General features: G+C 72.9%; 20 protein-coding genes. 7 read left to right on the top strand and 13 right to left on the bottom strand.

What is annotated here, in order from left to right:
- Nucleotides 1-35: 35 nt before the first annotated feature.
- Genes DV20_RS42205 through DV20_RS42195 form a run of 3 tightly spaced genes read right to left on the bottom strand, consistent with a single transcriptional unit; the run spans nt 36 to nt 3,338 of the window.
- Nucleotides 36-791: an SDR family NAD(P)-dependent oxidoreductase gene (locus tag DV20_RS42205; protein WP_043789589.1), complete on the bottom strand. Its 756-nt coding sequence runs from the start codon at nt 789-791 to the stop codon at nt 36-38.
- Between the two features lie 11 nt (nt 792-802).
- Complete coding sequence (locus DV20_RS42200; RefSeq protein WP_043789542.1) at nt 803-1,795, bottom strand: LLM class flavin-dependent oxidoreductase; 993 nt, start codon at nt 1,793-1,795, stop codon at nt 803-805.
- 10 nt (nt 1,796-1,805) lie between these two features.
- Complete coding sequence (locus DV20_RS42195) at nt 1,806-3,338, bottom strand: acyl-CoA synthetase (protein WP_043789539.1); 1,533 nt, start codon at nt 3,336-3,338, stop codon at nt 1,806-1,808.
- 115 nt (nt 3,339-3,453) lie between these two features.
- Between DV20_RS42195 and DV20_RS42190 the strand changes: the two genes are divergently transcribed.
- The 3 genes from DV20_RS42190 (at nt 3,454) to DV20_RS42180 (ending at nt 7,567) form a co-directional block, all read left to right on the top strand.
- Nucleotides 3,454-4,071, top strand: coding sequence for a TetR/AcrR family transcriptional regulator (locus tag DV20_RS42190; protein ID WP_043789538.1), 618 nt, complete (start codon nt 3,454-3,456; stop codon nt 4,069-4,071).
- A gap of 100 nt (nt 4,072-4,171) precedes the next feature.
- Nucleotides 4,172-6,112, top strand: coding sequence for an NPCBM/NEW2 domain-containing protein (locus DV20_RS42185; protein ID WP_043789537.1), 1,941 nt, complete (start codon nt 4,172-4,174; stop codon nt 6,110-6,112).
- Between the two features lie 306 nt (nt 6,113-6,418).
- Nucleotides 6,419-7,567, top strand: coding sequence for an MFS transporter (locus DV20_RS42180; protein ID WP_043789534.1), 1,149 nt, complete (start codon nt 6,419-6,421; stop codon nt 7,565-7,567).
- A gap of 51 nt (nt 7,568-7,618) precedes the next feature.
- Here DV20_RS42180 and DV20_RS42175 read toward each other — a convergent pair whose 3' ends face one another.
- Nucleotides 7,619-10,450: a helix-turn-helix transcriptional regulator gene (locus DV20_RS42175; RefSeq protein WP_043789532.1), complete on the bottom strand. Its 2,832-nt coding sequence runs from the start codon at nt 10,448-10,450 to the stop codon at nt 7,619-7,621.
- Nucleotides 10,451-11,167: 717 nt separating this feature from the next.
- Here DV20_RS42175 and DV20_RS42170 point away from each other — a divergent pair.
- Nucleotides 11,168-12,169 carry an ABC transporter substrate-binding protein gene (locus DV20_RS42170; protein WP_043789530.1) on the top strand — a complete coding sequence of 334 codons (1,002 nt, stop codon included), beginning with the start codon at nt 11,168-11,170 and terminating at the stop codon, nt 12,167-12,169.
- Nucleotides 12,170-12,187: 18 nt separating this feature from the next.
- Here the strand turns inward: DV20_RS42170 and DV20_RS42165 are convergent, their stop codons facing one another.
- Nucleotides 12,188-12,877, bottom strand: coding sequence for a TIGR03943 family putative permease subunit (locus DV20_RS42165; protein ID WP_043789528.1), 690 nt, complete (start codon nt 12,875-12,877; stop codon nt 12,188-12,190).
- Nucleotides 12,874-13,875, bottom strand: a complete 1,002-nt coding sequence (locus tag DV20_RS42160) for a permease (RefSeq protein ID WP_043789525.1) — start codon at nt 13,873-13,875, stop codon at nt 12,874-12,876. The genes DV20_RS42165 and DV20_RS42160 overlap by 4 nt, the downstream gene beginning before the upstream one ends.
- A gap of 196 nt (nt 13,876-14,071) precedes the next feature.
- Between DV20_RS42160 and DV20_RS42155 the strand changes: the two genes are divergently transcribed.
- Nucleotides 14,072-14,563 (top strand): winged helix-turn-helix domain-containing protein, encoded by a 492-nt coding sequence (locus DV20_RS42155; RefSeq protein ID WP_051736360.1) that lies wholly within the window; start codon nt 14,072-14,074, stop codon nt 14,561-14,563.
- Nucleotides 14,564-14,594: 31 nt separating this feature from the next.
- Here DV20_RS42155 and DV20_RS42150 read toward each other — a convergent pair whose 3' ends face one another.
- From DV20_RS42150 to DV20_RS42125, 6 genes are all read right to left on the bottom strand, one after another.
- Nucleotides 14,595-15,074 (bottom strand): SRPBCC family protein, encoded by a 480-nt coding sequence (locus DV20_RS42150; protein WP_043789584.1) that lies wholly within the window; start codon nt 15,072-15,074, stop codon nt 14,595-14,597.
- 11 nt (nt 15,075-15,085) lie between these two features.
- The gene (locus DV20_RS42145; RefSeq protein WP_043789523.1) at nt 15,086-16,450 is read right to left on the bottom strand and encodes a flavin monoamine oxidase family protein; all 1,365 of its coding nucleotides are present in this window, start codon (nt 16,448-16,450) and stop codon (nt 15,086-15,088) included.
- Nucleotides 16,437-17,390, bottom strand: a complete 954-nt coding sequence (locus DV20_RS42140) for a carbohydrate kinase family protein (RefSeq protein ID WP_043789520.1) — start codon at nt 17,388-17,390, stop codon at nt 16,437-16,439. The genes DV20_RS42145 and DV20_RS42140 overlap by 14 nt, the downstream gene beginning before the upstream one ends.
- Nucleotides 17,387-18,061 carry a class II aldolase/adducin family protein gene (locus tag DV20_RS42135; RefSeq protein ID WP_200876620.1) on the bottom strand — a complete coding sequence of 225 codons (675 nt, stop codon included), beginning with the start codon at nt 18,059-18,061 and terminating at the stop codon, nt 17,387-17,389. Before DV20_RS42135 ends, DV20_RS42140 begins: the two co-directional genes overlap by 4 nt.
- Nucleotides 18,062-18,139: 78 nt before the next feature.
- Entirely contained in the window at nt 18,140-19,114 is a 975-nt protein-coding gene (locus DV20_RS42130) for an Acg family FMN-binding oxidoreductase (RefSeq protein WP_043789580.1), read from the bottom strand.
- A 591-nt stretch (nt 19,115-19,705) separates the two neighbouring features.
- Nucleotides 19,706-20,572, bottom strand: a complete 867-nt coding sequence (locus DV20_RS42125) for a universal stress protein (RefSeq protein ID WP_043789518.1) — start codon at nt 20,570-20,572, stop codon at nt 19,706-19,708.
- Between the two features lie 185 nt (nt 20,573-20,757).
- Here DV20_RS42125 and DV20_RS42120 point away from each other — a divergent pair, with 185 nt between their 5' ends.
- The gene (locus DV20_RS42120; protein ID WP_235191164.1) at nt 20,758-21,216 is read left to right on the top strand and encodes a hypothetical protein; all 459 of its coding nucleotides are present in this window, start codon (nt 20,758-20,760) and stop codon (nt 21,214-21,216) included.
- Nucleotides 21,217-21,419: 203 nt separating this feature from the next.
- Nucleotides 21,420-23,063 (top strand): beta-1,3-glucanase family protein, encoded by a 1,644-nt coding sequence (locus tag DV20_RS42115; protein WP_043789513.1) that lies wholly within the window; start codon nt 21,420-21,422, stop codon nt 23,061-23,063.
- Nucleotides 23,064-23,078: 15 nt separating this feature from the next.
- Here DV20_RS42115 and DV20_RS42110 read toward each other — a convergent pair.
- Nucleotides 23,079-23,944: NADP-dependent oxidoreductase (locus DV20_RS42110; RefSeq protein WP_043789510.1), on the bottom strand; the 866-nt coding region annotated here is incomplete at its 5' end.

Here is a 23,944-nt window from a genome sequence, read left to right as displayed (position 1 = left end):
CCGGTGCCCGGCCGGTCCGGCCGGGCACCGGCGGTTCACACCAGCGACGCGGTCAGCCCGCCATCGAGCACGTAGTGGCTGCCGGTGATCCAGCTCGCCCGGTCGGACGCCAGGAACGCCGCCACCTCGGCGATGTCCTGCGGGGTGCCCAGCCGGCCCTGCTTGGCCGCGACGAGGTCGCCGAACGGGACCTGGGTCGCCGCCTCGAAGTCCGGGACCAGGCGCTCCACCATGGCCGTGTCCGCGAAACCCGGGCAGACCGCGTTGACCCGGACGCCCGCCGGGCGCATCTCGACCGCCGCCACGCGGGTCAGCTGGATGACCGCGGCCTTCGTCGCGCAGTACGACCCGAGCAGCGGGCTGCCGCCGAGGCCCGCGATCGACGCGATGTTGACGATGTTGCCCTTCGACTCCACCAGGTGCGGGGTCGCCGCCTTCATCGTCACGAACGTGCCGCGCACGTTCACCGCGAAGATCTTGTCGAAACTCTCCGTCGACTGCTGCAGCAGCGGTGACGACACCTCGATCCCGGCGTTGTTGACCAGGACGTCGAGGCCGCCGAGGAGGTCGACCGCCTGCTGGATCGCCGACTGCACCTGGATTTCGTCGGTGACGTCGCAGTTGGCGACGCCGGCCGCCCCGATCTCGTTTGCCGCCTGCTTGGCCGCGAGGGAGTCGAGGTCGCTGACGACGACCCGGGCGCCGCGTTCGGTGAACAGCGCCGCGATCGCCTTGCCGATGCCGGCGCCGGATCCGGTGACGAAGACGCGCTTTCCTTCGAGTTCGGACATGCTGGTCCCTTTCACATCGCTTCGATCTTGGGGAGGATTTCTTCTTTGAGCCGCTTCATGTCGTCGAGCGTCTTCGCCACCGGGACGTCCTGGAAGGGCGGCCACAGGAACGGCATGGTCAGCCCGGCTTCCCGGTACCGCTTGAGCTGGTCGGTGATCTGCGCCTGGGAACCCACAAGCAGGTTGGTGCCCTTGCCCAGCGGGCTCTGGTCGGAGTCCTGGTCGGTGATGACGAACCAGATCATGCTGGAGATCTCGAGGTCGTCGACCGACCGCGGGGTGTCGAGGGCCTCGAGCTCGCGCTGGATCTCGGTGCGCCAGCGCCGGATGTCCTCGGGTGAGTCCTGGATGCCGATCCAGCCGGACAGCCCGTACTTCGCGATGCGGGCGGCCGAGCGCTTCGCGTCCTTCAGGCCGCTGAAGAAGATCGGCGGGTGCGGTTTCTGCACCGGCTTGGCGCCGAACCCGCTGCGCTGGAAGTCGGCGAACTCGCCGTGGTACTCGAACACGTCGTTGGTCCAGATGCCCTGCATGATCTCCAGGGTTTCGCGGACGTGCTTGTGCCGCTTGGGAAAGATGTGCGACGCGCTCGCGGCGGCGAACTCCTCCGGCATCCAGCCCGAGCCGACGGCGACGTTGAGCCGGCCACCCGAGAGGTGGTCGATGGTGGCGAGCTCGGCGGCGAGGACGCCGGGCGCGCGGTAGGGCGTGTCGATGATGCTCATCCCGATCCGCACCTTCGACGTCTTCGCCGCGAGCCACGGGATGAGCGGCATGCCCTGCAGGAACTCGCCTCGCGAGCTGACCGGCAGGCCCTTCGGGAACCCTTCGATCATGCCGAAGGAGTACTGCATCTCCTCGGTGTCCGAGGTCTCCGGGACGATGACGCGGTCGAGCGTCCAGACGGAGTCGAAGTCGAGTTCCTCGGCGAGGGCGGCGAGGTCCCCGAGTTCCCGCACGGTGACCTTGTCCCGGAAGTTCGGCAGGTACAGCGCGAGTTTCATGTGTTTCCTCTCAGCGGGCGGTGAGGGTCGTGCGGATTTCGGCCTTGAGCACCTTGCCGACGGTCGAGCGGGGCAGGTCCGGCCAGACTTCGACCTGCTTGGGGGCCTTGACGCTGCCGATGCGGTCCTTGACGAACGCGATCAGCTCGCCGGGGTCCAGCCGCGCCCCGGGCCGGAGCTGGACGACGGCGGTGACGCGCTCGCCCCACTTGTCGTCGGGCAGGCCGATCACGGCGCAGTCGCGGACCGCGTCGTGGGCCAGCACGGCCTGCTCGACCTCGGCGGAGTAGACGTTGAACCCGCCGGTGATGACCATGTCCTTGGCGCGGTCGACGATGTGGAGGAAGCCTTCGTCGTCGAGGAACCCGATGTCGCCGGTGTGGTGCCAGCCGTGGGCCGACGCCGCCGCGGTGGCTTCGGGGTCGCGGTAGTAGCCGGCCATCACCAGGGAGCCGCGCACGCAGATCTCGCCGCGCTCCCCGCGCGGCAGCGGCCGCCCGGTCTCGTCGAGGATCGCCACCGTGACCAGCGGCGAAGGCCGTCCGGCGGCGGACAACCGTCCGGTGTGGACACTGCCGTCGGGCCGGCGGTGGTCGGCGGGCGCCATCGTCGAAATCATCATCGGGGCTTCGGACTGGCCGAACAGCTGCGCCATCGGCCCGATCCGGTCGAGGGCTTCGGCCAGCCGCGCGGTCGACATCGGGGCGGCGCCGTACCAGAAGCACTGCAGCGACGACAGATCCGTGCCGTCCAGGGCTTCGTGGCCGAGGACCAGGTAGATCAGCGTCGGCGGCAGGAACGTGTGGGTGACCCGGTGCCGTTCGACGAGCTCCAGGAACCGGCCGACGTCGGGCTTGGCCATGATGACGACCTCGCCGCCGCGGGCCAGGACCGGGAAGCACAGCACCCCGGCCGCGTGGGTCAGCGGCGCGAGGGCCAGGTAGACCGGGCGGCCGTCGAAGGGGTAGCTCATCAGCGTGATCGCCGACATCACCTCGAGGTTGCGGCCGGTGAGCATGACACCTTTGGGCCGCCCGGTGGTCCCGCCCGTCCCGACCAGGGCGACGACGTCGTCCGGCGGGGCGGCCGCGGCGGCGGGGTCGTCCCGGGCGGCGTCGAGCCAGGCGTCGAAGCCGGGCGCGAAATCGTCACCGTCGCCGAGCCGGACGAGCGTGGTCAGCTTGGGCAGCCGCGGGGCGATCCGGCGGACCAGGTCCTCGAAGGCGGACTGGAAAACCAGGGTGGTGCAGTCGAAGAGGTCCAGGAGCTCGGCGTTCTCGCCGGCGGCGTTGCGCGGGTTGATCGGGCACCACACCGCACCGGCGCGGGAGATGCCGAAGACGCAGGTGAACGCGGTCGGGTCGTTGGCCGAGAGGATGCCGACCTTGTCCCCGGGTGCGACGCCCGAGCGGCGCAAGGCCCGGGCGACCGCCTCGGCGAGCTCGACGACCTCGCCGTAGGAACGCGACACCCCGTCGAGGGTCAAGCAGGGCGCCCCGGGGTCCAGGGACGCGCCTTTCTCCAGGTAGAAGAACAGAGACATCGTCGTCCCTCCGGCTTCGGCGGCGGCTGGTGAAGACCATGACCGCCGTTTGGACGAATGTCAAGATTTTCTTGGACGATTGGTCAGAAAGCTGCCGGATGGTATCTTCGGCCTCGTGACCAGCGCAGCCGCCGTGAGGCGCCGGACCCCAGCCGACAAGTTCGAGGACCGCCGCCGGGAACTGGCCGACGCGGCGCTCCTGGCGCTGGCCGACCTCGGCTACGCCCGCACCAGCCTGCGCACCATCGCGGAGCACACGAAGTTCTCCCACGGGCTGCTGCACTACTACTTCGCCGACAAGGTCGAGCTGATCACCTACTGCGTGCGCCGCTACAAGGCGGCGTGCGTGCAGCGCTACGAGGGCGGCGTCGGCGAGGCGGCCACCGCCGGCGAGCTGGCGGCGGCCTGCGCGGACGGCCTCGCGGCGGCGCTCGGCGAAGCACCCCTCATGCACCGCATGTGGTACGACCTGCGCACGCAGTCCTTGTTCGAGCCCGCCTTCCGCGAGGACGTGGCGGAAATCGACGAGAGCCTGCGGGACATGATCTGGCGCAACGTGAGTGCCTACGCGAGCCTCGCGGGCACCGAGCCGACCTGTTCCCCGTCCGACGCGTACGCGTTGTTCGACGGGCTGTTCCAGCAGGCGCTGCTGCGGCACCTCGCGGGCGAGGAGACGGCCCTCGACGATCTCCGGCGCGGCGTCCGGGAGCTGTTCCCCCGCCTGGCCGGCTGAGGGCTGTCCTCGATTCCCGGCCAGGCCGGATTCACCGTCCTTGACCCCGTCGCACCGCCGGGCAATCCTGGGACTCTTGCCTGTTTTCCGGAGGGGACCCATGCGACGACTTCCCGTGCTGCTCTGCGCCCTTTTCCTGGTCGCCACCGCGACTCCCGCGTCCGCCGATCCGCCTCCCGATCCGGTGCCGGGCGAAAGACCTCCGCTGGGGATCACCTGGGCGACCGGGGATCACTACTGCCTCTACAACTCCGGCGAAGACGTCGTGAAGGCCGCCGCGGACCAGCTCGTCAGCTCCGGGCTGCGGGACGCCGGGTACGAGTACGTCATGCTCGGCGACTGCTGGCAGGCGGCCCAGCGCGACGCCGAGGGCAGGCTGGCCGCCCGGACCGCGTTCTCGCCGAGCATCCCGGCGCTGGTGGACTACGTGCACTCGCGCGGGCTGAAGATCGGGTTCTTCAGCGGCACCGGCGCGAAGACCTGCAGCGGCCAGGCGGCGGGCTCGCTCGACCACGAGGACCTCGACGCGCAGACCTTCGCGGGCTGGGGCGCGGACTACCTGCGTTACGACACCTGCTACAGCGTCAACGGCGACGCGCCCGCGCGCGTCAAGAAGATGGCGGACGCGCTGAAGCGCACCGGCCGGCCGATCACCCTCGAGGTCGACGACTACGACCGCGACCAGAGCCCGTGGCTGTGGGCCCGGGCGGCCGGCGCCCACGTCTGGCGCACGTACCGGAACGCGACCTTCGACTTCGGGTACTCGACCGGCAGTCTCGACCAGCAGTACGGCCTCGGCGGCTACCAGGGCCCGGGCGGCTGGAACATGCCGGGCTCGTTCACCTTCAGCTACCTCGACACCGCCGAGCGCCAGGCCAAGCTCGGGTTGTGGGCGGTGCTCAACGCCCCGCTGGTGGCCGACATGGCCCTCGCGGCCGACACCACCCTCCCGGCCGCCGAGCTGACCAACCCCGACATCATCGCCGTCGACCAGGACTGGGCGGGCGTCGCCGGGCACAAGGTCCGCGACACCGGCTGGACCGAGGTGTGGACGAAACCGATGTCCGACGGCTCGGCCGTGCTGGTGCTGTTCAACCGCGGCGAGCTGGCCGCGCCGATCACCACCTCCGTGGCCGACGCCGGGCTCCCGGCGGCGTCCGGGTACCGCGTGCGCGACCTGTGGACCGGCGCGGAGACCGAAACGACCGGCGCGCTCGGCGGGACCGTCGGCCGGCACGCCGCCACCGTGCTGCGGGTGTGGCCGGGGGGCGCGACCGCCGCGCCGCGCACGTCGCTGACCGTCGAACTGCCCGACTCGGTGCCGCCGTCCCAGCCGGTGACCGCCACGGTCCGGTTCACCAACGCCGGTTCGACGCCGGTCACGGGGGCGCACCTGCAGCTGACCGCGCCCGCGCCATGGCAGTTCGACACCCCGGCCCAGGCGGACGCGGCGATCGTCGAACCCGGTGCCACCTGGGAGACGGCGGTGACGCTGCACCCGGTCCCGACCGCGACCCAGGCGGTCAAGATGCCGGCCACCGTCACGTACACGACCACGCAGGGCGCGCGAACGGCGACCGCGTCGGCCGAAGCGCCGCTGATGCTCGCGCCGAACCCGCCTTACACCAACGGGTTGCTCAGCACGCAGCCGTGGATCTCCAGCGAGAACGGCCTCGGCCCGGTGGAGCGCGACAGCACCGACAACGGCCACCCGCTGACGATCAACGGCAAGACCGACGCGCACGGCGGCCTGGGTGCGCACGCGCCCTCGGTCGTGCGCTACTACCTGGGCGGCAGGTGCAGGCAGTTCACCGCGACGGTCGGCATCGACGACCGCGGGCCGAACGGAACGGCCGGGTTCCGCGTCCTCGGCGACGGCGTCGAACTGGAGGCGACCGGGGACATGCGGCACGGGGACGCCGCGCAGCACCTGGCCGTCCCGGTGACCGGCGTGCAGGTGCTCGCGCTCGCCGTCGACGACGCGAGTGACGGCCCGGCCGGGGACTGGGGAGGCTGGCTGGCCCCGTACCTCAGCTGCTGAGCGCCGTCCCGGCCCCGCCGCCCGCCGGCGGTGGGGCCGGTCACGGCTGTTCGCTTCGGGCTCTGCCGGCCGGGGTACCGGCCACCCTATCGGCCGGATCGGCCTCACCGAGAGTGACCCGATTCCGCGTTCAGCGGTCCGTCCGTGCCGATGCACGCCCATTCGCAGAGCCGTCGGGATGGCCACAACCGTTGAGGGGCAACAAAAGTTCGTTCATCCGTCAGGTGACGGATGTCTGCGGTGCGCGTTCCGCGAAGCATTGCTCTACGGAGTATGACGCTCCGGCCTCGACGCCGAGGAGGAGCGATGTCGCGTGCCACCACCACCGTCTCCACTCTGGTCATCTTCGTTCTCGCCCTGAACCTGCGGCCGGCCGTGACGAGCCTGGGCGCGGCGCTGCCGGACATCTCCATCGCCGGCGGCCTGGTCGCCGCGGTGCTCGTCGCCCTGCCGCTGTGGGCGATCGGGCTCGGCGGCTGGGCGACGCCGTGGCTGTGCAGCCGGGTGGGGACCCACCGGACGGTCACCGTGGCCCTCATCGGGCTGGGGCTGTCGCTGGCCGGCCGGGTCCTCGGCGGCCCGGTGGAACTGCTGATCGGGACCGCGCTGGCGTGCCTGTCCATCGCCGTGCTCGGCACGATGCTGCCGTTGCTGGCCCAGGGGTCCGCCGCCTTCACGTTCGGGCTCGGGGTGGGCAGCACGGCCGGTGCGCTGGTCACGCCCACGGCGGTGATGTCGTCGTCGTGGCGGGTCGCCCTCGGCGTGTGGGCGACCACGGCGCTGCTGGCCCAGCAGGTCTGGCAGCGCACGCCGGGCGAGTTCGTCTCACCACAGGCGGCGCCCGGAACGGTACGGGCCTCGGCGCTGACCATCCACTTCGGACTCATTTCCACGGTGACGTTCCTGGTCATGGGGTGGCTGCCCGGCATCCTCCGCAGTGCGGGCGTCCCTTCGACGACGGCGGGCGCGTGCCTGGCGGTGTCGATGGCCATGGGACTGCCGATGATGTGGCTGGTGCCGGGCTGGACCCGCCGCTGGCGCAACCAGACGCTGCTCGTCGTCGTCCTGGCCACGCCGAACGTGATCGGGGTGACGGGCCTGCTCTTCGCCCCCGCCGCGGCCCCCTGGCTGTGGGCGGCGGCGACCGGCATGGGCATGGGCGCGCTGGCGTTCGTCCTGACGACCATTTCGCTGCGCAGCAAGGACAGTTCGGTGGCGTTGTCGGCGGTGGTCCAGGGGGTGGGGTACGTGATAGCCGGGTTCGGCGTACTGCTGTGCGGCTGGCTGCACACGGGCACGGGGACCTGGCGGACACCCCTGCTGCTGGTGCTGGCGGTGCTGGCCGGCCAAATCTTCAGCGGGCACGTGGCGGTGTCACGCCGGCCGTCGACGTCGACGGCCACGCGGCCGCTGGCCATACGTCCGCGGGGAGACGCGCCGGAACTCGGGGTGTGATCCGGCGGGCTCGCTCCGGGGGGGGGGCGGGTGGCGTGCCGGGAGGGTCGTTCAGCCCGACGCGGACTGGTGGCGGGCCGCCTCCCGGGCGATGTCGATGCGGGAGTGCACGCCCAGCTTGGTCAGGATGTGCGAGACGTGCGTGCCCACCGTGCGCGGTGACAGGTAGAGGCGGGCCGCGATCTGCGGGTTCGACAGGCCTTCGACCACCAGCGCGGCGATCCGGCCCTCGGTCGGGGTGAGGCTGTCCCAGCCGTGCGTGGCCTGGCGGTGCTTCACCTTCGGGCCGCGGCGGATGCCCAGGGCCCGGAACAACGCGCGCAGCCTGGCCACGTCCCACTGGGCGTCCAGCTCCGCGTAGAGGTCGATGGCGTGGGTGAAGGCCGCCCGCGCCGAACCGCGGTCTTCGGTGCGGGCTTCGGCGAAGGCGAGCGCGGCCGCCTCCAGGGCCTTGGCCTGCGACAGCGGGCGGCCCGCGTCGGCGTAGCCGTCGGCGGCTCGCAGCAGCATCGTCCCGTCGCGCTCCAGCAGGCCGCGGCAGTACAGAGCCAGCGCGCGGCGGTGCGGGACCGCGGACTCGGCGGCGATCGCCCGCGCCCGGGCCTCGATCTCCGCCGCCGTGCGGACGTCGCCGATCGTCATCGCCAGCCGGACCGCGTCGCCCAGGCGCTCCTCCCCCGCGTCTTCACCCGCCGGCACCGCCGTCAGCACCGCGAGCGCCCGCTCCGGCGCGCCCGCGTGCTCGAACGCCAGGCTGCGGGCCCGGACCAGGGATTCCACCACCTCGTCGCCGGCCCGCTCGGAATGCAGGGCGGCGACGTCGAGGTGGCGGCGGGCCGCGGCCGTTTCGTCGCGGTGGAAGTGGATGATCGCCGCGACGCCGTGGTCGCAGCACACCACGCCCGGGTCCTTGTGGTCGTCCGGGACGACGTCCACCTCCGCCAGTGCGTCGTCCCACCGGCCGGCGCCCAGCAGCAGCTGCCCGATCGCGCTCTGGACCTGGGTCAGCCGCGCGACGCTGCCGGTGCGGTCGGCCAGTTCGCGGGCCTGGCCGGCGGCGGTCAGCGCGTCGGCGTAACGGTCGAGCGCGCCGAAGGTGACCGACTGGTTGATGCGCAGTAGCAACGTGAGCTCGATCAGCGTGGGGTCGCCCCGCACGACGGCCATCGCGCGCTCGAACAGCGGCAGCGCGGCGGCCCACTCGCCCCGCGTCATCGCGCACTGGCTCAGCACGTGCAGCGCCCAGCCCGTCGCCCAGCGGTCTTCGGCCGCGCCGAGCTCCGCCAGCGCCGCGGAAGCGGCCCGGCCCGCGGAGTCGACCTCGCCGAGGACGCGCCGGATCCGCGCGATGAGCACCAGGAGCCGGGCCCGGTGCCGGGCCTGCAGCCCCGGCTGGTTCAGCGCCTCGTTGAGGGCGGGGAGCGACTCGGCGGCCCGGCCGGCCGTCCCGCGGCTCTGGACGACGGTCGTGTGCAGGTCGACGCGCACGTCGGGGTCGCGGACGCGATCCAAAGCGCGGCAGGCGATCCGCTCGGCCTGGGCCACGTTGCCCACCCGGTAGTACGCGTCGGCCAGCCGGCAGGCCAGCGCCCCGGTCACCGCGTCGTCGAGCGGCGCGTCCCGCACCGCCCGTCTCAGCAGCGCGACGGCGACCACCGGCGCCTGACCGATCAACGGCATGGCCACCTTCAGCAGCCACTTCACCGCCCAGTCCGGGACCGGCACCCGGGTGTCCGTTGTGGACACCATGGGCAGCAGCTGCCGCGCCACCCGCTCGACCGGGGCGCTCGCTTCGGCCAGCGCCCACGCGGCCGACTGGTGCCAGGCGACCCGGACCGCCGTCGGCATCTCGTCGTACAACGCCGTGCGGATCAGGGGATGCCGGAACTGCAGGTCGTCGCCGGCCGCCACCAGCACGCCGGCCGCGCGGGCCTCGTCGAGGGCGGGCAGCAGCTCGGCGAGCGAAGAGTTCGTCACCGTCACCAGGTCCGCGACCGAGAAGCCGACGCCGAGCAGCGCCGCCGTCCGCAGCACGGCCCGCGCCGGCTCGGTGAGGAAGCCCAGCCGGTCCGCGATCGCCTCGGGCAGGGAGTCCGGCGTGGCCGCGCCGGTCAGCTCCGCGATGCCCGCGGGATCGACCTCCAGGCACGAGCTGCGGGTCAGCGCGTCGACCAGTTCGGTGAGGTACAGGGGATTTCCGGCGGCCCCGGCGGCCAGCTCCTCCAGCCGGGCGCCCGGTTTGCCGCCGGCCAGGGCGGCCACCAGCTCGAGCACCGCCGGTTCCGCGAGCCGGCCCAGCCGCAGCCGCTCGGCCGGCCGGACGATCCGGAAGAGCGAGCGCAGGTCGTCGCGGCGCGGCACCGGCCGCAGCACGCCGATCAGCAGCAGCGGGAGCTGCCGGACCAGGCGGGCGAGCCGGCTCCACACCGCGACCGTGGTGCTGTCGGCCCACTGCAGCTCGTCGACGACCAGCACGGCCGGGCCGTCCTGGCAGAGCTGGTCCACCAACGCGATCAGCTGTTCGGCGGCCGCGGCGGCGAGGTCGGCGCCCTTGCCCGCGACGGCACCGCCGCCCAGCAGCTGGTAAACGGCGTCACGACGGGGATCCCGCGTGGCGGGCGTGATCTCCAGGGCGTCCAGGAGCGGCAGCAGGGGCAGCGCCTGCCCGAGCTCGTCGCCCGCTCCCCAGAACACCTGGCAACCCGCGTCGGTGGCGGCCGCGCAGGCCGACCGGACCAGCGCCGACTTGCCGATCCCTGGCTCGCCGTCCACCAGCACGGCACGGCCCCGGCCCGCGGCGACCTCACGGATCCACCCGACCAGCCGGGACAGCTCGCTGTCCCGGCCGACCAGCAGCTCGGTACCGTCCGTAAGCGGTCGCACACGGAGGATTTTAGAAGTAAAACCGGTTCCCCAACAAGAGGGCCACCCGGTCACCGCGTAACACCGGCTGCCAGTCCGGTGTTCCCGGATGGGAAACCTCCCATTCGGGAAATGCGCCGATTCGTGATCAGGATGTGATTCACCAGGCCACCGCGGGTGGATCACCGCCCGCCCGACCGGCGGCCGCCGCCGGTCCGGCCGCCCCGGACAAGGAACGACCCGGACGCCCGAGTTCCCCGAAACTCGTTGCTCCTCACGGGCCCTCGGCGTCACATCCACGGACAGGCGGCCCTCCTCGCTCACGACTACCGTCCGTGATCATCGACGATTTCCCCTTTGCCTGCCTGCGCAGATAATCGCACGCACCCCCTGACCGGACCGATTTTCCGGGGGACGGCCACGCCGGGTCGCCGGCTGCCGAATACGCCTGGCGATCCGTTGTTTTCCGCTTTGCGGGTTGGTGCGGGGCCACGTTTTCCGCACTCGACCCCCACCTCCGGCGACCCGCGCGCCGCGCCGCTCGGTGACCGCCGGCCGCGCAAGATCGTCGATCTAGTATTCGTGCCGCCATTGTGGTGAATTCCCGCATCCGGTGCCATCACGCATTGTCAAGGACAGCCGGGGGTCCCTACAGTGACCCGCCTGACACCGGGGAGTGAATCACCCACCTTCCTTGGAGCCGGTACATCAACTGTCATCTCCTTCGAGGAGCAGACCTTGTTCGGAATAGTCAGGAACCGTGGCCGTGTTCGTGCTGCGCTCGCCCTCGCGGTCGTCACGGTCGTAACCGGTTGCGGTGCGCTCGGCGCGACCGGCCCGGGCGCCTCGCCGGGCGGCAACGGGCTCGAAAAGACGACGCTGAAGGTGTCGATCCTGCCCACCACGGACCTCGCCCCGTTCTGGTTGGCCCAGGACGAAGGCTACTTCCAGGCCGAAGGCCTCACCGTGGAGTCCGTCATCGCCGCCAGCGGCCAGGCCTCGTTGACGAAGTCGATCTCCGGTGACGCCGACATCGCCTTCTCGACCTACCCGCCGTTCTTCACCGCCCGCAGCACCGGTGCCGCCGACATGCAGCTGGTCGCCGACGCGACGTCGGTCAACGCGAAGTCCAATGCGATCGTCACGGTCCCGAATTCGCCGGTGAAAACAATCGCCGACCTGGCGGGCGCGAAGATCGCCATCACGGCCAAAAACACCGCTTCGGATCTTCTCACCCGGTCGGTCATGCAAGATCACAACGTCGATTTCGGCAAAGTGAAATGGGTGCTGATCCCGCTGCCCGGCATCGCCGCGGCGCTGCAGCAGGGCCAGGCCGACGCGGCGTACCTGCCGGAGCCGTACATCACGCAGGCCGCCCAGACGGCCGGCGCGATCCCGGTGATCGACATCAACACCGGCGCCACCCAGGACTTCCCGCTCACCGGCTACGGCGCGACGCGCAAGTGGGTGCAGGAGAACCCGAAGACCCTGGCCGCGTTCCAGCGGGCCATGCAGAAGGCCACCCACGACGCCCTGTTCGACCGCGCCAAGGTCGAGCCGCTGCTGGTGCGCTTCGCCAAGATCGACGAGGACACGGCCAAGCTGCTCACCCTGCCGGGCTACGGCTCGATCCTCGATTCCCGGCGCCTGCAACGGGTCCCGGACCTGCTGCTGCAGCTCGGCGCCATCCCATCGCCGATCGACGTGAACTCGATGATCGGCCCGCAGGCGGGGAGGTAGCCGACGGAGGGGGTGCCGCTAGCCGAGACTCTCGTAGGGATCGGCCGGCGGCGCCACGGGCCGGGCCAGGCCGACGTCGATGAACGGGATCGTGCCGCCGTTGACCGGGTCCTCGGTCTTCTCCGCGGAGTACGCGCCGGTGATCTCGAGCCACGAATCGGGTTGCAGGACCGGCGGGACCCGGCCGGTGAGGCCGACCTTCACCGGCTGGGCGTCCGCCGCGCAGCAGTTGAGGAGCATGCGGACCAGGTACGGCGTGCCGCCGGGGTCGAAGGCCACGAAACCGGTGATCGTGACCGTGCGGCCGGCCAGCGAGCGGCCGTGGTCGTAGGCCGCTCGGTCCGCGTAGTCGATCGTCGTCAGGCGGACGGGGTTGCCCTCCGGGAGCGGGGTGAGGATGCGTGGTGCCGTCACCGCCGTGCCGGCCCGCATCGCGCTGTAGGAACCCAGCGCCGGTGGCGCGGCGAGGATCAGCGCGAACACCGGCAGCACCAGCAGCCACGAGACCCGGGGCGCCGCGTGCCCGCCCGGGCGGCGGCGCGCGTACCAGACCGTCGCCAGGGCCGCGAGCACCAGGACCACGCCGGCCGCCAGCACCAGCGGGCGCAGGCCGGCCTTGACGTACCGCAGGTACAGCCCGGTCACGCCGGCGTGGAGCAGGACGCCGCCGACGAGGAACAGCAGGATCGCCTGCACGGTCCGGTTCACAGCAGCACCGCCCCGGTCAGCGCCGCGGCCACCACGGCCACGGCGAAGGTCACCGGCGCGAACCGCAGCGCGAACCCGCGGCCGAACGTGGCGGCCTGCATGCCGAACAGCTTCAGGTCGACCATCGGGCCGACGACCAGGAACGCCAGCCGCGCCGTCGGCGAGAACTGCGTCAGCGACGAGGCGACGAACGCGTCGGCCTCCGAGCAGATCGACAGCAGCACCGCGAGGGCCGCCAGGGCCAGCACCGCCACGACGGGGTGCGCGGCCGCGGCGTGCAGCCGGCTCGCGGGCACCACGGCCTTGAGGGTCGCGGCGGCCATCGCGCCGCCGACGAGGAACCCGGCCGCGTGCAGGACGTCGTGGCGCACCGATCCCCAGAACGCCTCTCCCCTGGTGCCGCTCTCGCCGTGGCCGTGCGGGCGGGGACGCAGCCAGTCCGGACGGCCGAGCCGCTGCCACAGCCAGCCCATCACGCACGACGCCGCCAGGCTCGCGACGAACCGGGCCACGACCATCCGCGGCTGGCCCGGGAACGCGACCGCCGTCGCCGTCAGCACCACCGGGTTGATCGCGGGCGCCGACAGCAGGAACGCCACCGCGGCGGACGGGGTCACCCCGCCGCGCACCAGCGCGCCGGCCACGGGCACCGACGCGCATTCGCACCCGGGCAGGACCGCCCCGGCCAGCCCGGCGACCGGCACGGCCAGCGCCGGCCGGTTCGGCAGCACGCGCGTGAAGAACGCCGGCGGCACGAAGACCGCCAGCCCGGCCGAAAGCAGCACCCCGAGGACGAGGAACGGCAGCGCCTGCACGACGACCGCCACGAACACCGTCATCCAGCCCTGCATGACCGGAGCGGACAACAGCCGCCGGAGCGGGCCCTGGGCCAGGAACCCGGCCAGCAGGACCAAGGTCAGGACGAGCACGGGATCGACGTTCCAGCCCGGCTTCTCGTCCGGATCCCGGCGGCACCGGCTTTCCTCGGTGACAGTCAACGGCGATCTCCCGTCCTTCCGCTCCACACCCGACCGCATACACGGGCCGGAGGCCGGTCCGGTTCACGACGGAGGCCGGACCGGGGCGTCCCGAGCTGCTCCGGGACGGCCCGCTCACGCGGCCGGTGTGCCGTCAAGTCGTTCCGGGGATCGGGCGGAGTTCTCCTCGCGCCCGCCGGCCACCACAATCGCCGCCATGACGAGCCAGCCGAACCGATATCCGGCCGCCGAGGCGCTCCGGCTGACCATCCGGATCGACCTCACCGGCCGGGCCGCGGATCCGGGTCTCGTCGCCACCCGGCTGGCCGCCGCGCTCGACGGGCTCGCCGGGGTCGAAGTCGTCACCGGTACGCGGGCCGCGGAGCCCGCGCCGCGGCTGAGGCTCGTCCCGGATCCGCTCGTGCGCATCGAAACGCGGTCCCGGCGCGTCCTGCTGCTGGGCCGTCCGCTCACCCTCACCCGGCTCGAATTCGACCTGCTGCACTTCCTCCGCACGCACCCGGACCGCGTCTTCACCCGCACCGCGCTGAAGAACGCCCTCTGGCCGCGGCGGGACGGCAGCGACCGCACCGTCGACGTCCACGTCCGGAAGCTCCGCGCCAAGCTCGAGCCCCACCTGGACCCGATCACCACCGTCCGCGGCGTCGGGTACCGCTTCGAGGGCTCGGCGCCGGTCGCGCTGACCTGAACCGCGGGACCGGCGTTGTCCCGTCACCGCGCTACGGGTGGGCTCCCTCGGCGAGGATGACGTCGGCGAGGTTGTCCATCGCGTGCTTCATGTCGGACCGCAGCCCGGCGGCGACCACGCGGTGCACCAGCGGACCGAGCGGGCCGAGGCCCAGCCGGTACTGGACCGCGTACGTCATGAGCGTGCTTTCCGTCCCGTCGCCGCGGGTGATCGGCTCGAACTCGAACACGTTGGTCAGGTCCCGCAGGGGCGCGAACCCGACGCCCGTGTCGACGCGGCGGGCGAGCGGCACGATTTCGCGGACGGTCCAGGTGGACCGGGTGGTCAGCGGGCCGAGGGATCTGTTGCGCTCGCGGTAGGTCCGGCCGATCTCGGCGGTGCCGTGGTGGTCGGTCACCTCCAGGACGGTCGGGACCCACTCGGCGTAGCGGTGGGTCGCGGAGATCACCTCCCACACCCGCCGCACGGGGTGCGGGATGATCGCCTGCTCGGAAACGGTGTAGTCGCGCATCATCGTCGCCTTCAGTCGTGGCCCAGAACGGCGCGGGCGGCGGTTTCGCCGGAGCGGACCGCGCCGTCCATGTATCCGTTCCAGTGGTCCGAGTGCTCGGCGCCGGCCCAGTGCACCCGGCCGAAGGGCCGGTCGCGCCACGAGCCGAGCTCGGTCAGCACGCCGGTGCCGGGCACCGACGTCGGGCCGCCGCGGGTCCATTCCTCGCCGACCCAGTCCTGCTCGAAGTACTCCACCGGGCTCAGCGCGGGCTTCCCGACGGCCGCGGCGAAGGCGCGCAGGACGGCGGCACGTCGTTCGCGGGGCGGGCGCGCCGCCCAGGTGTGCCACTGCGGGCCGCCGAGGAAGCCCATGAGGACACCGGGTCTGCCGTCGGGCGGGGAGTTGTCCCACATGGAGCAGATCGGGGAACCGTTCCGGAACACGGCTTGCCCGTTGAGCCCGTCGGCGCGCCAGAACGGCTCGGGGTACACCGCTTCGCACTTCATCAGCGCGCCGAAGGTCATCCGGGAGAACAGCGCGTCCTGCTGCGGGGGCAGCAGCGGGCGCCAGGAGATCCGCGTGGCCAGCGCGGGCGGGACGGCCACCACGACGTGCCGCGCGCTCCAGGTGTCCACATCGGACTTGACCGCGACCCGGTCGCCGTCCTGCTCGATCGCCCGCACCGGGGCGCCCAGCACCACACGTCCGTCGAGTTCCTCGCTGAGGCGTTGCGAAATCAGCTGGGACCCGCCGGCGAAGCGGAATTCCTGCGCTCCGCCGGTGACGCCGATGCCGCGTTCGACGGTGCCGGGGGTGGTTTCGTTGCCGAAGCCGGCGATGTACCAGAGGCTGTAGAGCAGCGACGCGCCGGCGGCGCTGCCGCCGTAGGCCGAGCCGAGCAGCACGTTGACCAGGTCCAGGGCGCCGGAGCCGGCGGTGGTGTGCCGGAGCCAGCTTTCGAACGTCACGCTGTCCCAGGCCCGGGCCTTCGGGGCGCGCCACGGTGCTTCCAGGGGGATCTTCCGCGCGAGCTGGTTGATCCGCCGCATGGCGATGCCGAGGTCGGGCAGCGCCAGCGGGTCGGGTGGGATGTCGCCGCGGTACCGGCGCGCGCGGCCGCCGTGGACGTAGACCGACGCGCCGTGCGTGTACGCCGGGAACGTGTCGACGCCGACCTGCTTGGCCAGCGCGAGGATGTGGTCCTGGGTCGGGCCGGCGAACTGCCCGCCCGCCTCCACGACCTTGCCGTCGCCGAGGTCGTGGTTCACGGTGCGGCCGCCGACCCGGTCGCGGGCTTCCAGGACGACGACGTCCCGGCCGGCCGCGGTCAGCTCGCGGGCGGCGGTGAGCCCGGCCAGGCCCGCGCCGACCACGACGACGTCAGTGCGGCGCATCGGCGGCCTCCAGCGTCGGCGTGGCCGCGGCGAAGGCGTCGGCGGCGGCCAGGTCGAATTCGCCGTGGTCGCTGCCCAGTCCCTGGGCGACCAGGGCCGCGGCGGCGGAGCCGAGCACGGCGGCGTCCCGCACGGAACGGCCGAGACCGATGCCGCGGAGGAAGCCGGCGGAGAACGCGTCACCGCAGCCGGTGGTGTCGACGACGTCGACCGCGAACGCGGGGACGGCGAACACCTCGTCGGCCGTGATCACCAGGGCCCCGCGGGCGTCCCGGGTGACGGCGACACAGCCGACGCCCTGGTCGATCAACGCGCGAGCGCCGTCTTCGAGGGTCTCGGCGCCGGTGAGCCCGAGGACCTGCTGTTCGTTGGGCAGCAGGTAGTCGAGGTGGGGCAGCGCGGGCGCGATCCAGGCGAGGATGCCGGGGCCGCCGGGGGCGAGCAGGTCGGCGGAGGTGACCACCCCGGCCGCGCGGGCGGGCGAGAGGATCTTCGCCGCGTTCTCCCCGCCCATCAGCTCGGGCGCGCCGAGGTGCAGGTGGGTCGCCCGGGCGACCTCGGCTTCCGCGACGTCGTCCGGCCCGTAGGTGAGGTTCGCGCCGGGGACGTGGAAGGCGGGCCGGCTGCCGTCGGGGCGGATGGGCAGCACCGACGCCGAGGTCTGCACGTCCGCGCGGCGGACCACCAGCGAGGTGTCGATGCCGAACCGGGTCAGCATGGCCAGCAGCAGGTCGCCGATCGGGTCGTCGCCGATCGCGCCGGCGGTGCGGACGGTCGCGCCGAGCTTGGCCAGCGTCAGCGCGGTGCCGGCCGCGGTCCCGGCCGGGCCGAACCGGATCTGCTCGACCAGGGCCGCGCCCTGCCCGTCCGGGATGGCCTCGACCGGCCGGACCTGCACGTCGAACACGTGCGCGCCGAGCGTGATCACCGTTTGCGTCACAGATCCTCCTCGATTCGTCGGGTGCTGCCGTAGCCGCGCCGCAGGGCGGCTTCGACCACCGCGGTCTGCTGGGCGGTGTCCAGGACTCGGGGGGTGCCGATCGCGGCGGCGTTCCGGTAGAGCTCGCAGGCCCACTCGAGCAGCAGGGCGTTGTCCACCGCCGCTCGGAGCCGCGGGCCGTGCACGACGGCGCCGTGGTTGGCCATCAGCGCCGCCGACTTGCCTTCCAGCGCGGCCCACACGTGCTCGGCGAGCTCGTCGCTGCCGAAGACGGCGAACGGCGCGACCCGCACGGCCCCGCCGAGCAGCAGCTGCTGGTAGTGCACGCACGGGAGTTCGTCGAGCACGAGGGAGACGGCGGTCGCCTGCGGCGAGTGCGTGTGCACGACCGCCCCGGCTCCGGAGCGGCGGTAGATCCCGAGGTGCAGCTCCAGTTCCGACGTCGGCGCGAGTTCGCCGCCGACCACGGTCCCGTCCAGGTCGACCACGGTGATCTGCTCCGGCGTGGCCTTCGCGAGGACGACGCCGGTCGCGGTCACCGCCACGTGGTCGCCGGCGCGCACGCTCACGTTGCCGGCGGTGCCGATCAGCAGTCCGGCGGCGGCCAGTTCGTGGCAGGCCTCGACCACGGCCTGCCGCTCGGCCCGCAGGAGCACGGTGCCCTGAGTCATCGGCTCAGCGTAGGACAAACGTGAAACAAAGTCACGTTCAGGTTTTCCGGAAGTGCGCCCCCCCGGATGTCGAGTCCTTCAGCGGGACGGCACCCGATGGGTCAGCACCTCGTGGACCGGCCGCCGGGCGGTCAGCCGCGCCGGGTAGCCGTAGCCGATGCGCAGCAGGGTGTGCGGCTGCCCGGCTCCGGCGAAGAGCCGGTCGAGCGACTCCCGGGTCCGCGGGGTTTCGAACGGCTGGGACAGGAACGACGTCGCCAGCCCTTCGGCCGTCGCGGCGAGCAGCACGCGCTGCATCGCCATCCCGGCGCGGACCTCCGCGTGCGGGCCCTTGTCCCGCGTCAGCAGCAGCCCGAGCAGCGGCTCCTGCTCATACTCGCGGGCGGGGAGTTCCTCGTTTTCGTGCGACGCGCGCAGCGAAACGACGCCGGAGCCCTGCGGGGGCGGGCCGGACGCGATCTTCGCCACGCCGTCGGGGCTGTCGGGATCGCGGTGGGTCCAGAACGCGGCTTCCGCGCGGAACGCGTGGTCGGCCGACTGGAGGGATTCCGCCTGCCGGACCAGCGAGGCGACCGGGGTGTAGCGGCCCGAGGCGTCGAGGTACTCGAGCTGGCCGCCTTCGTGCAGCGCCGCCGACTTCAGCGCCGCCCGCACGACCGGCGGCACCTGCCTGTCCAGCAGCGGCCGCCGGTTGGTGTGCCGCCGGAACACGGCCTCGGCGAGCTTGCGCTCGGCGGCGGTGGCCTTCTGGTTGCCGTCGAGCCGGATCACCGCGACCAGATCGGGCTCGGCCGGGTCGGGCACCAGCCGCACCACCGTGGCGAACCCGTTGGTGCGCAGGCAGATCTGCAGGTTGAAGGCGGCGGCCCCGCAGGCGAGCCGGGCTTCCCGGCCGTGCGGGTCCGCGACGGACAGGACGCGCTCGCGGTCCAGCCACACCTCGATCGCCTCGTGCTCGGCGACGAACCGCCAGGGCTGGGTGTTGTGCGGCGAGGGCGCGCGCACGGCCGAGGCGAGGGCCTGGTCGAACACGCTGGGCAGTGGTCGGCTCATCATCGGCTCCGGGTCGCTGGGGAACGAGGCTCCAGCTTCACCGGCCGTCGCCCGCCGCCGCGACGGCCGCCCGTCACGACCAGCGGGGACCAAAGACCCTCCGGGCGGCCGGTGTCGTGCGGGAACCGCTCGCCGAGCGGAAGCCGCGCGACGCGGGGCGGTCACTCCTCATCGCGGACCCGACTGCCGGGACCGCGGTCATCGCCACGCGGTCCGGGCGCGGCCGCGCGAGGTCCCCGGTCAGCAGGTCTCCCGCGGCGACACCCGTCCGGCGCCGCGGGCGAAGACGCGGACCGGACGGCGGCGGGACGGCACGCCCGCTCCTTCGCCGCCGCGCGACGAGCGACCGGCGGACACGGCCGGCGGGACTCCGACAAGCGCGCCCGTCCCGTCGGCGACGCCGGCAAGCACGCCCGCCCCGACGGAACTCCGACAAGCACGCCCGCCCCGACGGAACTCCGACAAGCGCGCCCGCCCCGACGGAACTCCGGCGAGCGCGCCCGCCCCGCCGGCGACGCCGGCAAGCGCGCCCGCCCCGGCAGGACTCCGGCGAGCGCGCCCGCTCCGCCGGCGACGCCGGCCGCACTGAGGTCAGCTGTCCCGTTCCCTGCGGACGACCAGCACCGGGCAGGCCGCGTGGTGCAGCAGCGCCTGGCTCGTCGAGCCGAGGACCAGCCCGCCGAACCCGCCCCGGCCGCGGCTGCCGACGACCACCAGCTGCGCCCCGTGGCTCGCGGCGAGCAGGCGGTGGCGCGGCTTGTCGTGCTCGACGCGGCGCTCGACCGGCACGTCCGGGTACTTCTCCCGCCACCCGGCCAGCCGCTGGGCGAGCAGCCGATGTCCGGACTCCGCCGGGGCGTCGCCGTCGCCGGACAGCCCGGCGGCGTCACCGTCGTGCCAGGCGTGCAGGGCGACGAGCGGGGCGTTGCGGAGCGAGGCTTCCTCGAACGCCCACGCGATCGCGGCTTCGCTCAGCGGGCTGCCGTCGACGCCCACGACCACCGGGCCGTCGACGCTTTCGTTCCCCCGCACCACGACCACCGGGCAGTGCCCCTCGGCGGCGAGGTCCACGTCGGGCGACCCGCTGAACAGCCCGGCGATCGCCCCGACCGGCTCACCGGTGACCAGCAGCCGGGCCCGTTCCGACACCGCCAGCAGCGCCGGGATCGGCCCGCGGTCACTGGCCTCGGTGGCGACTTCGAGCCCCGGGACGGCGGCTTCGAGGACCGTCCGAGTCCGGCGCAACAGCTCCGCGGCCTCGGCCGCCAGATCGGCCAGCCAGGCCGGTGGCGGGTACAGGAGGCCGCCGAAAGCCGGGTCTTCGTAGCCGTAGGCGGTGAAGACCACCAGCGCGGCGTGCCGCCGGGCCGCCTCCCCCGCCGCCCACAGCGCGGCCGCGGCGGCCGTCTCCGAGCCGTCCACGGCGACCACGATCGGCGCGTTCCCGGTTGCGCTCATGACCTGTCCCTCCGGGGGTTCGAGTGCGTCGAACCGAACCTAGGCCGCACGCCGGCCCGGACGCTGCGGCCGTTCGTCCCCGCGCCCGGTGACCTTCGGCCGCTTCGCGTGCAACCGGACCACCCCGGGCTTCCGTCCTCGCATCGACCGAACGAGGAGGCGCATCCATGCGAAGGCTGTCCGCTGTGCCAGGTGTGGTCCTGGTCGTCCTGAGCGCCGTGGCCTGCGGGGCCGACGCCCGGCCCGCGTCGGCGTCGCCGCTGTGTTCCGGCTCCTACGAACCCCGCGAACTCGTCGAGAGCGGCCCGCTGTACCCACCCTTGCCGACCGCCACCGGAACCACCGCCGGAACCACCGCCGCAGACGTTCCCGCCGGGAGCCGCACCACCGACGTGGCCGCCATCCGGAAGATCGCCGACGTGGCGTGCGGCCTGCCGGAACCGCCGTCGGACGTGGCCTGCACCGCCGACATGGGGCCCAGCTTCGAGCTGGTGTTCGTCGACGCCCAGGGCCGGACGACGACCCTCACCGCCCACGACTACGGCTGCCGGTTCGTCGAAGGCCTGGGAACCCCGCGCTTCGACGGGACGCCGCTTTGGGACGCCCTCGCCGCGGCCGGGCTCCCGGCACCGCGGCGCCGCTGATCCGATCGTCCACAATAGACACCCAGCGGACCACCGGGCGGATTGGTCCGGACAACGAAAGGGCAGCTTCGAGGGCCGTCCGTACCCGAGCGCGGTCGCCGGATATTGACCCGGCGGAAACGCTTACCTACCGTCCGGTCACCGTTTCCGGTGGACGCGGGCCGCCCGGCCCCGCGGAAGCCGCCCGCTTTCGAGGAGGTGCCATGCTGTCGAGGCGAACCTTTGTCACCGCCGGCCTGGTCGCCGCCGCGGCGAGCACGCCGCTGTGGTCCGCCGTCACCACTCCGCGAGCGCGCGCCGCCGCGGCCCTTCCGTTGACGCTGAAGAACAATTCGGGCAGCGGCACCGTTTACGCCTACATCAGCGGCGCGGACACCGCGGGCCGTCCCGGCTTCGTCACCGCCGACGGCCGGTTCCAGCCGCTGCCGAACCCCTCGGCGCCGGTGACGCCGGTCCCGGACTACGCGATCCCGCTGGGCGGCCCGGGTGCCCAGCTCACCGTGACGCTGACCGACTACCTCATCGGCGGCCGGGTGTGGTTCTCGGTCGGCAAGAAGATCCAGTTCTTCGTCAACCCCGGCCCCGGCCTGGTGCAGCCCGGCTTCGCCAGTGCGGACCCGAACTGGCAGACGAACTGGACGTTCTGCGAGTTCACCTACAACAGCGCCAACCTCTACGCGAACATCAGCTACGTCGACATGGTGGCGCTGCCGGTGTCGATGGCCACCACGGGCGCGGCGGGCGCGCAGTCGGTCAGCCCGCTGCCGGACGGCGCCCTCGGCGGCATCGCGGACGGGCTGCGCGCGCAGCACAACGCCGACGGGGCGCCGTGGGACCGGCTGGTCGTCACCGACTCCGCCGGCCAGGTGGTGCGGGTGCTCGCGCCCGGCCACTCCCCGGTCGACTTCGGCGGCTACTGGACGAAGTACCTCGACGCCGTGTGGGACCACTACCGCACGACGCCGCTGACGATCAACGGGCAGGGCGGCATCGGCTCGTACACGGGCACGGTCAGCGGGGACGCGATCGTGTTCGCCGGTCTGAACACCAACGGCGTGCCGTTCACCAAGCCGAGCGCGGCGGACATCTTCGGCTGCGCGAGCGGGCCGCTGTACAACTCCGGCAGCGACGCCCGCGGCGCGGTCGCCGCCCGGCTGGCCGCGGCGCTGAACCGCAGCAGCCTGCTGGTGGCCGGCGGGAACAACCAGCCCGACGGCGTCGCGCCCGCGCAGTACTACCGGGACGCCACCACGAACCACTACGCCCGGTTGGTGCACCAGTACGCCTCGATCGGCTACGCCTTCCCGTACGACGACGTGGGCCCGACCGGCGCCCAGCCGGTCGACGGCCACCTCCAGGACCCGGCCCCGACGTCCTGGACGGTCGCGCTCGGCCCGGGCGCGGGCGGCGGCACGACTCCGCCGGGGTCCGGTGGCACGAGCGCGTACTCGACCATCCAGGCGGAGGCGTACAACGCCCAGAGCGGCACCCAGACCGAGCCGTGCGGCGACACGGGCGGCGGAATGGACGTCGGCTGGATCGCCGCGGGCGACTGGCTGAAGTACGCCCGCGTCGACTTCGGGTCGAGCTCGCCCCGCCAGTTCCTCGCCCGCCTCGCCTCGGGCGCGGCCGCGGGGGTGAGCGGCGCCGTCCTGGCCCGCTTGGACAGCGTGTCGGGCCCGGTGGTCGCCGAGATCGACTTCGCGAACAACGGCGGCTGGCAGCAGTGGCAGACCGTGCCGGCCAACATCGTCACCCCGGCGACCGGCGTGCACGACCTCTACCTGACGTTCGCCGGGAGCTCGGCGGACTTCGTGAACGTCAACTGGTTCACCTTCACGCGTTAGCCGGGCCGACGCGTTTCAGGCCGCCGACGGGACGACGATGACCTTGCCGTACACCGACCCGTCGGCGGCCCGGGCATGCAACGCCGGCAACTCCGCCAACGCCACCCGCTCAGCCACGTCGATACGCAGCTCACCACGGTCGACCAGCCCCACCAACCGCGCCAGCTGCCCGGCATCACTCCGCACGAACAGATCGATCCCCCGCACCCCACGCCCCTCATCCGACGGCGCGGGCATCCACACCGTCGTGTTCACTACCACCCCGCCCGGACGGACCACACCAGCCAGCGCGGCCAGCTGCTCCGGAGCGACCGGGGCCAGATTGAGGGCCAGATCGACCGGCTCGGTCACCGCGTCGGTCACCGCGGTGGCGGTGTGGTCGACGACCTCATCAGCGGTCTTGACCGCCTCGGCACTACGCGGACTGGCCGTCGCGATCACATAAGCACCAGCGTTCTTCGCCAGCTGCACCGCATAACCCCCGACCGCACCCCCCGCACCGTTGATCAGCACCCGCTGCCCGGCCGCCAGCTTCCCGTGATCGAACAACGCCTGATACGCCGTCAATCCCACCACCGGCAACGCCGCGGCCTCGGCCAACGGGATGCTCCTCGGCGCCGACGTCAGCACCTCCACCGGCGCCAGAACGTACTCCGCCGCCGCACCGGTCCCGTCCATCGGCAGAAAACCGACGACCGGATCACCCACCTCGAACCCGGTCACACCTTGACCCAGCGCGTCGACCGTCCCGGCGACGTCCAGACCCGGCGTGTGCGGCAGCACCACCGGAATCGGCCCCTGCATGAATCCACCCCGGATGTTGCCGTCGACGGAATTGAACGACGTCGCCGCCACCCGGACCCGCACCTGCCCGGGCCCCG

Origin of the sequence: Amycolatopsis rifamycinica (genome assembly GCF_000695625.1) — a bacterium.
GTDB lineage: Bacteria > Actinomycetota > Actinomycetes > Mycobacteriales > Pseudonocardiaceae > Amycolatopsis > Amycolatopsis rifamycinica.
The sequence above is the reverse complement of the archived record's forward strand: the minus strand, read 5'-3'. Positions and strand labels throughout refer to the sequence as shown.

Coding starts and splice junctions, on each gene's coding strand:
- DV20_RS42205 (WP_043789589.1), bottom strand. CDS start 791: ATGTCCGAACTCGAAGGAAAGCGCGTCTTCGTCACCGGATCCGGCGCC.
- DV20_RS42200 (WP_043789542.1), bottom strand. CDS start 1,795: ATGAAACTCGCGCTGTACCTGCCGAACTTCCGGGACAAGGTCACCGTG.
- DV20_RS42195 (WP_043789539.1), bottom strand. CDS start 3,338: ATGTCTCTGTTCTTCTACCTGGAGAAAGGCGCGTCCCTGGACCCCGGG.
- DV20_RS42185 (WP_043789537.1), top strand. CDS start 4,172: ATGCGACGACTTCCCGTGCTGCTCTGCGCCCTTTTCCTGGTCGCCACC.
- DV20_RS42180 (WP_043789534.1), top strand. CDS start 6,419: ATGTCGCGTGCCACCACCACCGTCTCCACTCTGGTCATCTTCGTTCTC.
- DV20_RS42155 (WP_051736360.1), top strand. CDS start 14,072: ATGACGAGCCAGCCGAACCGATATCCGGCCGCCGAGGCGCTCCGGCTG.
- DV20_RS42150 (WP_043789584.1), bottom strand. CDS start 15,074: ATGCGCGACTACACCGTTTCCGAGCAGGCGATCATCCCGCACCCCGTG.
- DV20_RS42145 (WP_043789523.1), bottom strand. CDS start 16,450: ATGCGCCGCACTGACGTCGTCGTGGTCGGCGCGGGCCTGGCCGGGCTC.
- DV20_RS42135 (WP_200876620.1), bottom strand. CDS start 18,061: ATGACTCAGGGCACCGTGCTCCTGCGGGCCGAGCGGCAGGCCGTGGTC.
- DV20_RS42130 (WP_043789580.1), bottom strand. CDS start 19,114: ATGAGCCGACCACTGCCCAGCGTGTTCGACCAGGCCCTCGCCTCGGCC.
- DV20_RS42125 (WP_043789518.1), bottom strand. CDS start 20,572: ATGAGCGCAACCGGGAACGCGCCGATCGTGGTCGCCGTGGACGGCTCG.
- DV20_RS42115 (WP_043789513.1), top strand. CDS start 21,420: ATGCTGTCGAGGCGAACCTTTGTCACCGCCGGCCTGGTCGCCGCCGCG.